The 13,929-nt window shown below is 70.8% G+C and carries 15 protein-coding genes; 10 read left to right on the plus strand and 5 right to left on the minus strand.

The genetic code is table 11. The annotated features are described in order from the left end of the window. Positions 1-79: 79 nt before the first annotated feature. Positions 80-538 (minus strand): dihydroneopterin aldolase, encoded by a 459-nt coding sequence (locus IE246_RS05030; RefSeq protein ID WP_189987847.1) that lies wholly within the window; start codon positions 536-538, stop codon positions 80-82. Between the two features lie 180 nt (positions 539-718). Here IE246_RS05030 and pcaC point away from each other — a divergent pair, with 180 nt between their 5' ends. From pcaC to IE246_RS05045, 3 genes are read left to right on the plus strand one after another with little or no spacing between them, the layout of a single operon-like run. Continuing rightward, positions 719-1,096, plus strand: a complete 378-nt coding sequence (gene pcaC / locus IE246_RS05035) for a 4-carboxymuconolactone decarboxylase (RefSeq protein ID WP_189987848.1) — start codon at positions 719-721, stop codon at positions 1,094-1,096. Between the two features lie 15 nt (positions 1,097-1,111). Then, entirely contained in the window at positions 1,112-2,041 is a 930-nt protein-coding gene (locus IE246_RS05040) for an NAD(P)-dependent oxidoreductase (RefSeq protein ID WP_189987849.1), read from the plus strand. Continuing rightward, complete coding sequence (locus tag IE246_RS05045) at positions 2,041-2,955, plus strand: NAD(P)-dependent oxidoreductase (protein ID WP_189987850.1); 915 nt, start codon at positions 2,041-2,043, stop codon at positions 2,953-2,955. Before IE246_RS05040 ends, IE246_RS05045 begins: the two co-directional genes overlap by 1 nt. Here the strand turns inward: IE246_RS05045 and IE246_RS05050 are convergent. Continuing rightward, positions 2,940-3,740, minus strand: coding sequence for a phosphodiesterase (locus tag IE246_RS05050; RefSeq protein WP_189987851.1), 801 nt, complete (start codon positions 3,738-3,740; stop codon positions 2,940-2,942). The genes IE246_RS05045 and IE246_RS05050 overlap by 16 nt on opposite strands. Positions 3,741-3,947: 207 nt before the next feature. On the opposite strand from IE246_RS05050, the gene IE246_RS05055 reads away from it, so the two are divergent. The 5 genes from IE246_RS05055 (at position 3,948) to IE246_RS05075 (ending at position 8,502) form a co-directional block, all read left to right on the plus strand. Continuing rightward, a complete protein-coding gene (locus IE246_RS05055; protein ID WP_189987852.1) occupies positions 3,948-4,553 on the plus strand; it encodes a superoxide dismutase in 606 nt (201 codons plus the stop codon). 169 nt (positions 4,554-4,722) lie between these two features. Beyond that, the gene (locus IE246_RS05060; protein WP_189987853.1) at positions 4,723-6,114 is read left to right on the plus strand and encodes a hypothetical protein; all 1,392 of its coding nucleotides are present in this window, start codon (positions 4,723-4,725) and stop codon (positions 6,112-6,114) included. A 39-nt stretch (positions 6,115-6,153) separates the two neighbouring features. Then, positions 6,154-6,708, plus strand: a complete 555-nt coding sequence (locus IE246_RS05065) for a D-glycero-alpha-D-manno-heptose-1,7-bisphosphate 7-phosphatase (protein ID WP_189987854.1) — start codon at positions 6,154-6,156, stop codon at positions 6,706-6,708. Then, complete coding sequence (locus IE246_RS05070) at positions 6,705-7,016, plus strand: hypothetical protein (protein WP_189987855.1); 312 nt, start codon at positions 6,705-6,707, stop codon at positions 7,014-7,016. The genes IE246_RS05065 and IE246_RS05070 overlap by 4 nt, the downstream gene beginning before the upstream one ends. Positions 7,017-7,041: 25 nt before the next feature. Beyond that, positions 7,042-8,502, plus strand: a complete 1,461-nt coding sequence (locus IE246_RS05075) for a mannose-1-phosphate guanylyltransferase/mannose-6-phosphate isomerase (RefSeq protein ID WP_229836402.1) — start codon at positions 7,042-7,044, stop codon at positions 8,500-8,502. On the opposite strand, the gene IE246_RS05080 is transcribed toward IE246_RS05075, so the two are convergent. From IE246_RS05080 to IE246_RS05090, 3 genes are all read right to left on the minus strand, one after another. Next, positions 8,487-9,095 (minus strand): class I SAM-dependent methyltransferase, encoded by a 609-nt coding sequence (locus IE246_RS05080; RefSeq protein ID WP_189987856.1) that lies wholly within the window; start codon positions 9,093-9,095, stop codon positions 8,487-8,489. The genes IE246_RS05075 and IE246_RS05080 overlap by 16 nt on opposite strands. A gap of 135 nt (positions 9,096-9,230) precedes the next feature. Continuing rightward, positions 9,231-10,196 carry a UDP-glucuronic acid decarboxylase family protein gene (locus IE246_RS05085; protein ID WP_189987857.1) on the minus strand — a complete coding sequence of 322 codons (966 nt, stop codon included), beginning with the start codon at positions 10,194-10,196 and terminating at the stop codon, positions 9,231-9,233. Positions 10,197-10,251: 55 nt separating this feature from the next. After that, on the minus strand, positions 10,252-11,133 hold the full coding sequence (locus IE246_RS05090; protein WP_189987858.1) for an alpha/beta fold hydrolase: 882 nt from the start codon (positions 11,131-11,133) through the stop codon (positions 10,252-10,254). 221 nt (positions 11,134-11,354) lie between these two features. Here IE246_RS05090 and IE246_RS05095 point away from each other — a divergent pair, with 221 nt between their 5' ends. Beyond that, on the plus strand, positions 11,355-11,801 hold the full coding sequence (locus IE246_RS05095; protein ID WP_189987859.1) for a (2Fe-2S)-binding protein: 447 nt from the start codon (positions 11,355-11,357) through the stop codon (positions 11,799-11,801). Further along, positions 11,798-13,921 carry a xanthine dehydrogenase family protein molybdopterin-binding subunit gene (locus IE246_RS05100; protein WP_189987860.1) on the plus strand — a complete coding sequence of 708 codons (2,124 nt, stop codon included), beginning with the start codon at positions 11,798-11,800 and terminating at the stop codon, positions 13,919-13,921. Before IE246_RS05095 ends, IE246_RS05100 begins: the two co-directional genes overlap by 4 nt. Positions 13,922-13,929 lie beyond the last annotated feature (8 nt).

Consider the following 13,929-nt stretch of genomic DNA (forward strand, 5'->3'; position numbering starts at 1 on the left):
CAGACACGGGTCCGGACCGTAGCGAAGCCGGCCCGGCCACTCACTCCGGTTCTTGCGGCGGCAACACGGGGTCGGCGGCTCAGGTCCGGCGTCGGACCACCGTCACGCCGGCGCCCTCGGCGTCCGGGAAGATGTCGAGCTTCTCGACCGTCACCTCGGCGCGGCGCGCCTGCGGGTCGACTAGCGCCAGCTCGGCGATCCGGTCGGCCAGGGTCTCGACCAGCCTGATATGGCCGCCGGCGGCGAGCTGGCGGATACCCTTGGCCAGCCGCTCGTAGCAGTAGACCCGCCGGTAGTCCTCGCGGAACCCGCCCTCGGGCCGTGCGACCTCGACGGTGGTGTCGATCCGCACGCGCTGCGGGGCGTCGAGCTCGTGCGGGTGCACGCCGATCCGGAAATCGACGACCAGCCCGCGCAGCCGCACCACGTACAGCTCGTCGACGAACCCGCTGTCGACCGCCGCGGCGGTGCCGGCGGCGGCACTCGGACGGTCGTCCGCCGCGCCTCCGTAGGCGCGCCCTCCATCGTCTGGGGCCATGCCGGTCTCCTGCCTGATCGCGCGAGCCTAACCTAGGGATTGAGCGGCGCCGTCGCAAACCCGTCCTCGCCGGTCGCCCACGGAACGGCCCGACACCCATATCGACGCGGCACCTTGGCGGCGCCCCCGCCGCCGGTCTACGCTCCGCCGAATTTTGTATACACTCCCGGAGGAACCCCCATGGACAAGGCCATGTTCGAGGCCGGCCTGAAGAACCGGCGCGAGGTGCTTGGCGCCGAATACGTCGACAAGTCGATCCAGTCGGCGGACGACTTCAACATGCCGCTGCAGGAGCTGGTCACCGAGTACTGCTGGGGGGCCGTGTGGGGCCGCGAGGAGCTGCCGCGCAAGCAGCGCTCGATGCTGAACCTGGCGATGCTGGTGGCGCTCAACCGCCCGCACGAGCTGCGGCTGCACATCCGCGGCGCCATCAACAACGGCGTCACCAAGGAGGAAATGCGCGAGGTGTTCCTGCAGACCGCCATCTACTGCGGCGTGCCGGCGGCGATCGACGCCTTCCGCAACGCCCGCGAAGTGTTCAAGGAACTGGGTATCTGAGGGGAGAACGCCGCCATGGCGGACATGACCGTGGGCTGGATCGGCATCGGCAACATGGGGTGGCCGATGGCCCGCAACGCCAAGAAGGCCGGCATCGACATCGCCGTCTACGACGTCGACCAGGGCCGGATGGGCAAGTTCGCCGAGGAGTTCGACGCCAAGCGCGCGCCGACCCTGAAGGCGCTGGCCGAGATGTCGGACGTGATCGTGACCATCGTGCCAGACGGCAAGGTGGTCCGGCAGATCTGCCTCGGTGCCGACAAGCCGGGCGAAGGCGACCGGCTGGCCGACGGCTTCAGGCCCGGCGCCATCGTCGTCGACATGAGCTCGTCTGCCCCGACCGGCACCCGGGCGCTCGGCGACGAGCTGCACCGGCTGGGCGTCACCCTGATCGACGCGCCGGTGTCCGGCGGCACCGCCGGCGCCGACGCCGCCACCCTGTCGATCATGGTCGGCGGCACCGACGAGGCGGCGATCGCCAAGGTCATGCCGGTGTTCCAGGCGACCGGCAAGAACGTGTTCCGCTGCGGCACGCTAGGCTGCGGCCACGCCATGAAGTGCCTGAACAACTACCTGTCGGCGGTCGGTCTGACGGCGGCCAACGAGGCGCTGATCATCGGCCAGAAGTTCGGCCTCGACCCGTCCACCATGATCGACATCATCAACGTGTCGACCGGCCGCAACAACTCGACCGAGACCAAGTACCACCAGCGCGTCCTGAACCGGAAATACGGCTCCGGGTTCTCGGCGGCGCTGATGGCCAAGGACGTCGGCATCGCCGCCGGGCTGGCCGGCGACCAGGAGGCGTTCGCGCCGCTGCTGCACACCATGAACGAGATCTGGCAGCAGGCCTCGACGCAGCTTCCCAGCGTCGATCACGAGGTCACCATCGAGTACTACGAGCGGGCCAACGCGACCAAGCTGAAGCCCGGGAAGAAGGCGTGATGGCAAGCGGCTCGAACGTGCCCGGGCTGGCGTTCATCGGGTTCGGCGAGGCCGGGCCGCTGATCGCCAGGGGCCTGCTCGGCGCCGGTGCCAGCTCGGTGGCGGCGTACGACATCCTGGTCGACGACCCGCAGACCCGCGACGCCTGGATCGCCAAGGCCGAGGCGGTGCCGGCCAGGGCCTGCACCTCGTCCGCCGAGGCGCTCGGCGACGCCGACCTGATCCTGTCGACCGTGACCTCGGAGCGGGCGCTGGAGGCGGCCACCACCGCCGCCCCGCACCTGCGCGCGGGCCAGCTCTACCTCGACCTCAACTCGTGCTCGCCGGGCAAGAAGGTCAAGGCCTCGGCGGCGGTCGAGGCGGCCTCGGCGGCGCGCTACGTCGACGTCGCGGTGATGGACACGGTGCCGGGGCGCGGCCACAAGGTGCCGATGCTGCTGGCCGGCGCGGCGGCGCCGGAAGCGGCCGAGCGCCTGGCGGCGTTCGGCATGAACGTCGAGGTGGTGGGCGACAAGGTCGGCCAGGCCTCGACCATCAAGATGGCGCGCAGCGTGTTCATGAAGGGCCTCGAGGCGATCCTGTGCGAGAGCCTGGTGGCGGCCGACCGCGCCGGCGTCGCCGACCGGGTGCTGGCCTCGATCCAGGGCACCTTCCCGGACCTCGACTGGCGCAAGCTCGCGACCTACCACATGGGCCGCATGGCCCAGCACGGCCGGCGCCGCGCCATCGAGATGGACTCGGTCGCCGACACCTTGCGCGACCTCGGCATGGACCCGTTCACCGCGGTCGGCAGCGGCCGGCGCCAGATGTGGGTGGCCGAGCTCGGCCTGCGCGACCGCTTCGGACCGAAGGGGCCGGACACCCTGGAGGACTTCCTGGCGGCCGTCGCCGAGATGGATCAGCCGAACGACTGAGGCCCGCCGTAGCTGTCGACGTACAGCTTGTGGCTCACCAGGCCGGTGCCGGCGACCAGCCGGTGCAGCTGCAGCATCGGCGGCTCCATGACCAGGGCGAGCGGGGTGGCGCCTTCGGAGTCGTAGTGCACCTGGTGGGCCGCGCCGGGCATCACGTCGAGCACCGTCCCGGCGAACCGCACGGTGACCCCCCGGTGCAGGTGGCCGGCCAGGATACGCTCGACGTTCGGGGCAACGCGCACCACCTCGGCGAACCGCTCCGCGCCCTCCAGCAGCCGCAGCCGGTCCATGCCCGGCAGCCCGACCGCGACCGGCGGGTGGTGCATGACCACGACGGTCGGGGTGTCGCGGTCCTCGGCCAGCCGGACCGCCAGCCAGTCGAGCCGGTCGGCGCACAGCGCGCCGGACGACTTGCCCGGGTCGTGGGTGTCCAACACCAGCAGCCGCAGCGCCCCCAAATCCAGGGCGTACTGCACGAACTTCTGGTCCGGGCGCCAGTACTCGAGGTCCGGGAAGCAGGCCCGGAACGCCTCGCGGCCGTCGTGGTTGCCCAGCACCAGGTAGGCCGGGACCGCGAGCGGCTCCAGCAGCCGCTGCAGGTGCCGGTACTCCGCCTCCGACCCGCCGTCGATCAGGTCGCCGGTGATCAGCAGGAAATCGGGCCGCGGCGACAGCGCGTTGACGCGCACGACCGCCCGCTCCAGGAAGCCGGCGGTATCGACACGCCCGGACAGCGCCATCCCCGGTTCCCGGATGTGCAGGTCGGTGATCTGAGCGAACAGCATGGCAGAAGGTCCTGGATCGATGCCCCGGCGGGTCGGAGCGATGCCGCGATCCTAGCCGGAAACCGGTCGGCCCGCTTCTTCTCTGGACAAGATTTTTCTTGGGCTTACATCTACGCGGACTCGGGCCCCGACCCGGCCCCCCAGAGTCCGGGCCCCCAGTGACCGTGCCCGAGAGACACCGAGGGATTCACGAGAGGAGAGCGACCGATGGCATTCGAACTTCCCCCGCTGCCCTACGCGTACGACGCGCTGGCGCCGTACATGTCGGCCGAGACGCTGGAGTTCCACCACGACAAACACCACAACGCCTATGTCGTGAACGGCAACAACCTGCTGAAGGGCACCGGCCTCGAGGACAAGTCGCTCGAGGAGGTCGTCAAGGCGTCCTACAAGGACGAGAAGCTGACCGGCCTGTTCAACAACGCCGCCCAGCACTGGAACCACATCGAGTTCTGGCAGTGGATGAAGCCGAACGGCGGCGGCGCCATGCCGGGCGAGCTGGAGAAGCGGATCGTTTCCGACTTCGGTAGCGTCGACAAGTTCAAGGAGGACTTCGTCAACGCCGGCGTCACCCAGTTCGGCTCGGGCTGGTGCTGGCTGGCGGTCGGTGCCGACGGCAAGCTGAAGGTCACCAAGACGCCGAACGGCGTGAACCCGGTGGCGCTCGGCGAGACCGCCCTGCTCGGCTGCGACGTGTGGGAGCACTCCTACTACATCGACTACCGCAACCGCCGGCCGGACTACGTGAAGGCGTTCGTCGACAGCATGGTCAACTGGGAGCGCGTCGCCGAGCTCCTGGCGAAGGCTTCCTGACCGACGTCCTCTGACCGACGATGGGCGCGGCGCCGGCCGGGCGCCGCGCCCACTACCTTATAATCGTTCGAAGACCGTCGTATTTCGACGCCGTCTCAATTGGTTCTTGTTCGCCCTCCGGGTGGCGTGCAAGACTTTCGCTCCGGATATTCCGGACGGATTCGCGGCAATGGACTCCGAGATCGCATCGTTCTGGCTCACCCCGAAAGGAATCGGCCCGCGGTTGTCCGATGGCCAGGGCGCGGAGCGCACGATGTGGGCCACCGCGATCAACCTGATGGGGTGGGTCGACGTCGAGATCGGCGTCAAGGTCGCGGATGTCCACGTCGACCCCGAAGTGGTCGGCGACGAGGTTCTCGGCCTGCTTCCGGGCGCCCTGGAAAGCCGGGCGGCCGGCCGCCGGATCACCATCAACCTGGTACGCGCCGATACCCGGCCGGTCTCGGTCTGCTTCACCGACGTGAAGCCGGCGATCCGCTATCTCCAGGACTCGGTGCGCAGCCGCCGCGGCCCGAAGGGGCCGCCGACGATCGACGAGATCCTGCGGGGAACCGGCCTGTCCGGCGAGAGCGACGGCCACGCCCAGCCGCCCGCGCCGATCGCCGCCCCGCCCGAGACCGGTACGGCGCGTTCGATCAGCTCGATCGAGATGGCGATGATCTCGGCCGAGACGCTTGCCGCCCGCCTGCGGGCCGCCGAGTGGCTGGACGCCGACGGTCGCTATCGCCGCCGGCTCGGCGACGAGCTGCCGAACGACGCCCCCGACATGGTGCTGTTCGCCCTGCACTCGCTCGGCTGGGCCGCGATCGAGCGGTCCTGGCTGCATGCCGGCACCAGCCTGGACTCGATCGCGCCGACCCGGATCGTGGTCGATCCGCACAGCGTCGAGCCGGCGACCGTGGAACGCCTGACCGATCTGTGCGTCATCTGGTCGGAGAGCCTGGAGCCGGTCTCGCTGGCATGGTGGGACGGCGCCACCTGGCAGAACGAGTACGGGCGCGCCGAGCAGGTCGCCGACCGGATCCACCATCTGGTCACGGCCCGCCAGTACGCCCAGTTCCCGACCACGATCCAGTCGATCGCCATCGAGCCGGACCGGTTGCCGAACGATGTGGCGCCGCATCACCGGGAGCTGATCGACCGGGCGGTCCGCACATGGTGGGCGTTCGGCGGCAACGGCGACGAGGGGTCCGGCCTGATCGAGGCGCTCGAGCGCGAAGGCGCCCAGAGCGCCCGGGCCAAGCTGGTCGAGCTGGACCAGGACAACCAGTTCCGGATCGCCGCCTACGAGGCCGGCGACCTGCGCCTGTGGGACGAGATCACCCCGGCCCAGATGGGCGGCAAGCGGCTGGTCGACATGCCGGACCGGCGTCTCGCGCGGCGGGTCGAGCTGGACGTCCAGACCGCGGTCCGGCGCGGCGCGCCGCTGGTGCACCGCTGCCGCGGCGTGCTGATGACCCAGGGCGGACCGACGCCGTTCGACTGGGTCCGGCTCAGCCTGCCGCTGTACCGCCGCACCCATCCGACGCCACGGTCGGTGTTCACCATCTGCATGGTCTGACGGTCGTCGGCCGTTCCCAGCCCCGGCACCGAGGACAGGATGGCCGATCCCGAGTTCCGTCCGGCCGCGTTCCTCGACCGCGACGGCGTGCTCAACCGCGATGTCGGCTATGCCCATCGCAACGATCAGATCGAGTGGATCCCGGGGGCCGCGGCCGCGATCCGGCGGCTGAACGCCGCCGGTTACCTGGTATTCGTCGTCACCAACCAGTCCGGCGTCGCGCGCGGCCTTTACGGAACCGCCGATGTCGAGCGGCTGCACCGCTGGATGGCCGAGCGCCTGGCGGAGCAGGGCGCGCGCGTCGACGACTGGCGGTACTGCCCCTACCACCCGGATCATCGGCCGGACCGGTTCGCGGCATTCGCCGGCTGGCGAAAGCCGGCGCCCGGCATGCTGCTCGACCTGATGCGCCACTGGCCGGTCAAGGCCGACCGTTCCTTCCTGATCGGCGACCAGGAGACCGACATGCAGGCGGGCGCCCCCGCCGGCATCGCCGGCCACCGGTATGGCGGCGGCGACCTCGAAACGCTCGTGGCGCGCTTGATCGGCACCACCGGAGCCGGTATCTCGAACGGCGAGGAGATGGGGCGATGATGAAGCAGGTCGGATGGGTCACAGCCTTCGTTCTGGCTCTGGCGGCAGCGCCGGTGGCCCGGGCCCAGGTCAAGTCGGCGAACCCGGCGACGGCGTGGGTGTACGCCCCGAACGTCACGGTCAACGACCTGTGGCGCGGCGTCCGGGACGGCCAGGTCGAGGTGGTGTCGTCGGCTGCCGCCGACGATACGAAGGGCGGGCTGTCGCTGGTCACCGTGTTCCGGGGCCACGGCCAGATCTGGCGCTGCGTCGAACGGACCGACACCGGCATGGTCGAACGCAATTTCGCCTGCGCGCGGGTGCGATGAGCGCGCGTTCCGAACCGTCCCGGCCGTGAGCGACCGGTCCGTGGCCCGCAGCACCCGGATCGTCCCGGTGATCCTGTCCGGCGGCGCCGGCACCCGGTTGTGGCCGCTGTCGCGCGCCGACCATCCCAAGCAGTTCCTCGATCTGCTGGGTGGCGGCACCATGCTGCAGGCGACCGCCCGGCGGGTCTCCGATCCGACCCGGTTCGCCGACCCGATCGTCGTCGCCAACGTCGAGCACCGGTTCCTGGTCGCCGAGCAGATGCGCGAGGCCGGCATCCGGCCGCGCGCCATCGTGCTGGAACCGGAGGGCCGCAACTCGGCACCCGCGGCCGCCGTCGCCGCATTGCGCGCGACGGCCGACGACGGCGACGCCATGGTCCTGCTGCTCGCCGCCGATCACGCGATGGCGCGGCCGGCCGCCTTCGTCGAGGCCGTCGATCGCGCACGCGCCGCGGCCGACGCCGGCTGCATCGTGACCTTCGGCATCCGCCCCGACCGCCCGGAGACCGGCTACGGCTACGTGCTGACCGGCCGCGAGCACCCCGAAGCCCGGGGCGTGCACCGGGTCGACCGGTTCGTCGAGAAGCCCGATGCGGCGACCGCCTCTGCCTATCTGGCCGACGGCCGCTACCTGTGGAACTCCGGCAACTTCCTGGCCTCGGCGGCGGTGCTGTCGGCCGAGATCGCCCGCCTGGCACCAGCGGTCGAGGAAGCCGCCCGCGCCGCGCTGGCCGCCGCCACCCGCGATCTCGATTTCGAGCGCCTCGATCCCGCCGCCTTCGGCCGCGCACCGGCGATCTCGATCGACTACGCGATCATGGAGAAGACCGACCGGGCGGCGGTCGTGCCCTGCGATCCCGGTTGGAGCGACGTCGGTTCGTTCGCGTCTCTGCATGCGCTCGCCAGCCGCGACCCGGCCGGCAACGCCGTCGTCGGCGACGCGGTCACGCTCGACACCCACGACTGCCTGATCCGCAGCACCGGCCCGCTGGTGGCGACCCTGGGCGTGGCCGACCTGATGATCGTCGCCACCCCGGACGCCCTGCTGGTGGCCGACGCCCATCGGGCACAGGACGTGAAAGCGGTGGTCGACCGGCTGCGGGCGGAAGGCCGAAGCGAGGCCGACGGCCATCCCGAGGTGCATCGGCCCTGGGGCTCGTACCGGACGCTCGACCACGGCCCGGGCTTCCAGGTCAAGCAGATCCGGGTCAACCCGGGCGGCCGGCTGTCGCTGCAGAGCCACCGCCACCGCGCCGAGCACTGGGTGGTGATCGAGGGAACCGCCCGGGTCACCCGGGGACCGGCCCAGGACTCGCTCGAGACCGTCGACCTGCCGATCAACCGGTCGATCGACATACCGCTCGGATGGGTGCACCGGCTGGAGAATCCGACCGAGGAGCCGGTCGCGATCGTCGAGGTCCAGTCGGGCAGCTATCTCGGCGAGGACGACATCGAACGCTACGACGACGCCTACGGCCGCGGTTGACCGTCGCCCTGAACCGCATACAGGCGGCGCATCGGCCGCCGGCGGAAGCGGTAGACCGTCGCCGGCGGGAAGTTCGAGAAGGTCCGGCCGACCCGCGCCGACTTCAGCCCGAGCCGTTCGAGCACGGCGCGCGGGACCGGGCACCGTGCCCCGTAGGTGAACTGGTAGAACGAGCCGTCCCGACTCATGTGGGCGAAGCAGCCGTCGAGCACGCCCATGATCGCGCGAGTCGGCATCGACAGGAACGGCAGCCCGCTGACCACGGCCTTCACCGGCTCGCCGCCGAACAGCTCGGCCCGGCCCAGGTCGGTGGCGTCCATCGCCAGCACGCCGACTCCCGGAAAACGCTCCCGCAGCATCGCCGCGAACTTCGCCTCGCGCTCGACCAGCAGCAGCCGGTCCGGCGGCACGCCGCGGGCGAGCAGCGCCTTGGTGAACACGCCGGTGCCGGGACCGAGCTCGACGACCGGAGTCGTCTGCGGCGTGATCTCCGACGTGATCAGCGCGGCGAGCGCGCTGCTCGACGGGGTGATCGAACCGAGTCGGATGGGGTCGGCGATCCAGGCGCGCAGGAATTGAACGGCGTCGCTCATGGCCCTCGCTGGGCACCTCGAGATTGGTTCGGTGGAACGGTCGTTCCAAGAACACTATGACATAGCGATGACACGACCGGAAAAGAAGCCGTCAGTGTCGTCATCGCGTCGCTCGGTCGCGGCGGTCGGGTGCCGCTAGGGGACGCCGGCCGCGCCGGCGAGGCGACCGTCGAAATAGGCGATGGTGGCCTGCAGGCCGCGGCGCAGGCCGACCGTCGGCTGCCAGTCCAGAAGCCCGCGGGCGCGCGTGATGTCCGGACAACGCTGCATCGGGTCGTCCGCCGGCCGCGGCCGGAACTCGATCGGCGACCGCGAACCGGTCATCTCGCGAACCAGCTCGGCGAGCCCGATCACCGGGATCTCCTCGGGGTTGCCGACATTGATCGGTCCCGTCACCGACTCGTCGGTGTCCATCGCCCGTATCATCGCCTCGATGACGTCGTCGACGTAGCAGAACGAACGAGTCTGCGAGCCGTCGCCGTACACCGTGATCGGCGCGCCGGTCAGCGCCGCCACCACGAAGTTCGAGACCACGCGCCCGTCGTTCGGATGCATGCGCGGCCCGTAGGTGTTGAACAGGCGGAGCACCTTGATCGGCAGCCGGTGCTGGCGGTGATAGTCGAAGAACAGGGTCTCGGCGCAGCGCTTGCCCTCGTCGTAGCAGGCACGCGGGCCCAGCGGGTTGACGTTGCCCCAGTAGTCCTCGGTCTGCGGGTGCACCGTCGGGTCGCCGTACACCTCGCTGGTCGAGGCCTGCAGCACCCTGGCCTTCAGGCGCTTGGCCAGGCCCAGCATGTTGATGGCGCCGTGCACACTGGTCTTGGTGGTCTGCACCGGGTCGCGCTGGTAGTGGATCGGCGAGGCCGGGCAGGCGAGGTTGTAGATCTCGTCGACCTCGACGTAGAGCGGGAACGTCACGTCGTGCCGCAACAGCTCGAAGGTCGGCAGCCCCAGCAGGGCCGCCACGTTGTCCTTGGTGCCGGTGTAGAAGTTGTCGACGCACAGCACGTCGTCGCCGCGCGCCACCAGCCGTTCGCACAGATGCGAGCCCAGAAACCCGGCCCCGCCGGTCACCAGCACCCGCCGCCTGACACCCCGCATGGCCACCCCAGATCCGCCGGGCGGCACGTGACGCCCGAATCACCGCCGGATGCTATCACCCGGCGGCCCGGCGGGTCTTGTACACGACGAAGCCGGCGACCGCGTCCAGGAACGCATCGGTCTCGTCGACCCGGATCGAGTGGCTGCTGTGCTCGAACACCCGCAGGTCCGAGCCCGGGATCAGGCGGTGGATCTCCTCCGAGAAGTCCGGGTGGCAGATCCAGTCGTGCCGGCCGGCCAGGATCAGCGTCGGGGCAGTGATCCGCCCGAGTTCCGGGCGCAGGTCGAAGCTCTGCAGGAAGCCGCCCGGCGCGAACGCGCGGTTGATCGCGTCCGCCGACAGGATGCGGCGGTCCAGGCCGGCCCGGGCCGCCGCCGGGTCGTGCTTCAGCGAATACAGCGGCCCCATGACCTCGTAGTAGCGGCGCAGTTTGGCCTCGGTATCGAGCCGGCCGGCCCACAGATCGTCGCAGGCGGCGATCTGCTCGGGCGTGCCGCGCTCGGCCACGATCCGGCGGGCCCGGGCGTTGAAGCCGGCATGGGCGGCGGTGACCACCAGGATCAGGTGCGAGACCGAGTCCGGATAGCGGGCGGCGTGCGCCATCGCGACCATGCCGCCGTAGCTGGTGCCGATGCTGACGATCGGCCCGAGGCCGAGATGCAGGCGCAGCGCCTCCATGTCCTCGACGTTCTCGTCGAGGGTGTACTTCGAGACGTCGCCGCGGGCCGAGCGGCCCTGGCCGCGATGGTCGAAATAGACGACCTGCAGCCGGTCCGTCAGCCGGCCGAAGCTCTGCTTCAGGTCGCTGTGGTCGCTGCCCGGCCCGCCATGGATGACGAAGGCGGTCTGCTTCTCGCGCATCCGTGCGCCGTCCGGCACCAGCCCGGCCCCGTCGACGTCGAAGTAGATCTCGGTATCGCGAATCCGGGCGCGCATGGGCCTCTCCATCGGTGCTGACGTGCGAGGCTAGGAAGCGGCGTGGCCCCGTGCAACGCCGTTCGACAGCGAGCGGCCGCCATTGAGACCACAGAGAAGACCTGCCTCAGGTCTTGGACATCATGTCATCCTATACTTGCCTATAGGCACCTGAACCGAGAGCAGCGTAATCTTTACCGACCGTAAGTTCCCAATGACCGCAGCACGACAAGACCGGCGTCATGCAGCTCTCCGTGAACGGCGCACTCCATGAAATCAAGTCGAGCGCCGACACTCCGTTGCTTTGGGTCCTGCGCGACGAACTCGGGCTGACCGGAACGAAATACGGCTGCGGCAAGGGCATCTGCGGGGCCTGTACTGTCCATCTCGAAGGATCCGCGATCCCGGCCTGCACGGTGGCCGCAGCCGACGTGCAGGGACTGGCGATCGTCACGATCGAGGGCCTCGTCCCCGCGGGGCAGATCCACCCGGTACAACAGGCGTGGCTCGACGCCGGGGTGTCCCAGTGCGGCTACTGCCAGCCCGGCATGATCATGGCGGTCGCTGCCTTGCTGCGGGCGAACCCGAACCCGACGGACGCCGATCTGGCGAACAACATCGGCGTCCAGTGCCGCTGCGGAACCTACCCGCGCGTAATCCGGGCTCTTCGCACGATGGTCGGGCGATGACCCGGCCGATCGGCCGCCGCGCGATGCTGAGGGCCATCGGCGGCGGCGCCTGCCTCACCGTCGCATGCTCGCTCGCCTGGCCGCCACGCAAGGCCAGCGCCGCGCCCGGCGACCGGCTCAACGCGATGATCAGCGTCGCCGGCGACGGCACGGTGACCGTCAGCGCCCCGCCGACCGAGATGGGACAGGGGGTCCATACGCTGCTGGTCGGCCTGGTGGCCGAGGAGCTGGAGATCGACCCCGCCGACGCCCGGGTGCAGGCGGCGCCGGTCGCACCTGCGTTCGAGAACCGATACTACGGGACGATGGTGACCGGCGGCAGCACCAGCGCGATCGCGTGGTTCGAGCCGTTCCGCATCGCCGGCGCCGCCGCCCGGCACATGCTGGTCGCGGCCGCCGCCGAGCGATGGGGCATCGACCCGACCGGGTGCGAGGCGGCCGCGGGACGGATACGCAACCGCACCAGCGGCGACATCCTGCCCTATGGGGTGCTCGCAGCCGCCGCCTCCCGGCTGCAGCCGCCGACCGAGGTCGGGCTGAAGCCGCGGTCCGCCTGGCGCGTTCTAGGCCGTCCGATGCGGCGCCACGAGGGACCGCAGAAGCTGGCCGGGTCCGCCGTCTTCGGTATCGACCTGCAGGTCCCCGGCATGCTGGTCGGCACGATCCGGCACAGCCCGGTGATCGGCGGCAACTTGCGAAGCGTCGACCCGGGGCCGGCCGTCCGCCGGGTGCCGTCGGCCCAGGTGGTGCCGCTGGAGGACGCCGTCGCCGTCTTGGCCCCGTCGTTCTGGGAGGCCTCGCGCGCGCTGGAGGCCTTGCAGCCGGACTGGGATCCCGGCCCGAACGCCGGGCTGGATTCGGCAGCGATCGGCGCGAGCCTGGACGCGGCCCTCGGCCGCCGCGGTGCCCTTGTGGCCGAACACGGCGATGCCGCGCAGGCCGACGCCGAAATCCTGAAGCGGCTCGATCTCCGCTTCGAGGTCCCGTTGCTGGCGCACGCGCCCCTGGAACCGCTGAGCGCGACCGTCTCGATCGGCCCGGACGGCGTCGACGCCTGGGCGCCGACCCAGTCGCAGACCGCCGCGCGCGACGCGATCGCGGCGCGGCTGGGCGTGCCGCCGGCCGCGGTGCGCATCCACACCACCCTCGCCGGCGGCAGCTTCGGCCGCAATCTGCAGGTCGCCCACATGGTCGAGACGGCGCTGACCGCCAGGGCCGCCGGAAGGCCCGTCAAGCTGATCTGGTCGCGTGAGGAGGACCTGCGGCACGACTTCTACCGGCCGCCGGCGGCGACCGCGATCACCATCGGCCTCGACCGGGACGGCCGGCCGGTCAGCTGGCAGCAGCGGCTGGCCGTCCCCGATCTCCGCCGCGCGCCGGCCGAAATCCCGGCCGATCCGCCGGCCTCGGTCGATCCCACGGCGGTCGAGGGCGCCGCCCCGTTCCCCTACGACGTTTCCCACCATCGCCTCACCTGGCACGACGCCGGCATCCCGGTGCCGATGGGCTGGTGGCGCTCGGTCGGGCACAGCTACAACGCCTGGTTCGTCGAGCACGCCTTCGACATCGCCGCGCGGGCGTCCGGACGGGATCCGGTTGCGCTGCGGCTGGCGATGCTGGCGAACCGACCACGCCATGCCGCGGTCCTGCGGGCCGACCGGGACCTCTGGCCGCAACCGCCGGCCGCCGGCCGCTTCCGCGGCACCGCGCTGCACGCATCGTTCGGCAGCATCGTCGCCCAGTCGGTCGAGATCTCCATGCAGGGCGACCGGCCCGTGCTGCACCGCGCCACCTGCGCGATCGACTGCGGCATGGCCCTCGACCCGGACGCGACCCGCGCGCAGATGGAAGGCGGCATGATCTTCGGCCTGTCGGCCGCGCTGTACGGCGAGATCACGGTGCGAAACGGCCGGGTCCAGCAGCAGAACTTCGATCAGTACCGGCTCCTGTCCCTGCGCGACACCCCGGAGATCGACGTCACCATCGTCGACAGCGACGCCGACCTCGGCGGGGTCGGCGAGGCGGGCGTTCCGCCCATCGCCCCGGCGCTCTGCAACGCCATCCTCGCCGCGACCGGCCGCCCGACCTTCCGACTGCCGATCCACCGGCGAAACGGCTGACCCGAGGC

This window comes from Thalassobaculum fulvum (genome assembly GCF_014652915.1).
Taxonomy (GTDB): Bacteria; Pseudomonadota; Alphaproteobacteria; order Thalassobaculales; family Thalassobaculaceae; genus Thalassobaculum_A; species Thalassobaculum_A fulvum.

What these genes read in the sequence shown, in the direction of transcription:
- IE246_RS05030 (WP_189987847.1), bottom strand. Translation starts at nt 538, where the DNA reads ATGGCCCCAGACGATGGAGGGCGCGCCTACGGAGGCGCGGCGGACGAC.
- pcaC (WP_189987848.1), top strand. Translation starts at nt 719, where the DNA reads ATGGACAAGGCCATGTTCGAGGCCGGCCTGAAGAACCGGCGCGAGGTG.
- IE246_RS05040 (WP_189987849.1), top strand. Translation starts at nt 1,112, where the DNA reads ATGGCGGACATGACCGTGGGCTGGATCGGCATCGGCAACATGGGGTGG.
- IE246_RS05045 (WP_189987850.1), top strand. Translation starts at nt 2,041, where the DNA reads ATGGCAAGCGGCTCGAACGTGCCCGGGCTGGCGTTCATCGGGTTCGGC.
- IE246_RS05050 (WP_189987851.1), bottom strand. Translation starts at nt 3,740, where the DNA reads ATGCTGTTCGCTCAGATCACCGACCTGCACATCCGGGAACCGGGGATG.
- IE246_RS05055 (WP_189987852.1), top strand. Translation starts at nt 3,948, where the DNA reads ATGGCATTCGAACTTCCCCCGCTGCCCTACGCGTACGACGCGCTGGCG.
- IE246_RS05060 (WP_189987853.1), top strand. Translation starts at nt 4,723, where the DNA reads ATGGACTCCGAGATCGCATCGTTCTGGCTCACCCCGAAAGGAATCGGC.
- IE246_RS05065 (WP_189987854.1), top strand. Translation starts at nt 6,154, where the DNA reads ATGGCCGATCCCGAGTTCCGTCCGGCCGCGTTCCTCGACCGCGACGGC.
- IE246_RS05070 (WP_189987855.1), top strand. Translation starts at nt 6,705, where the DNA reads ATGATGAAGCAGGTCGGATGGGTCACAGCCTTCGTTCTGGCTCTGGCG.
- IE246_RS05080 (WP_189987856.1), bottom strand. Translation starts at nt 9,095, where the DNA reads ATGAGCGACGCCGTTCAATTCCTGCGCGCCTGGATCGCCGACCCCATC.
- IE246_RS05085 (WP_189987857.1), bottom strand. Translation starts at nt 10,196, where the DNA reads ATGCGGGGTGTCAGGCGGCGGGTGCTGGTGACCGGCGGGGCCGGGTTT.
- IE246_RS05090 (WP_189987858.1), bottom strand. Translation starts at nt 11,133, where the DNA reads ATGCGCGCCCGGATTCGCGATACCGAGATCTACTTCGACGTCGACGGG.
- IE246_RS05095 (WP_189987859.1), top strand. Translation starts at nt 11,355, where the DNA reads ATGCAGCTCTCCGTGAACGGCGCACTCCATGAAATCAAGTCGAGCGCC.
- IE246_RS05100 (WP_189987860.1), top strand. Translation starts at nt 11,798, where the DNA reads ATGACCCGGCCGATCGGCCGCCGCGCGATGCTGAGGGCCATCGGCGGC.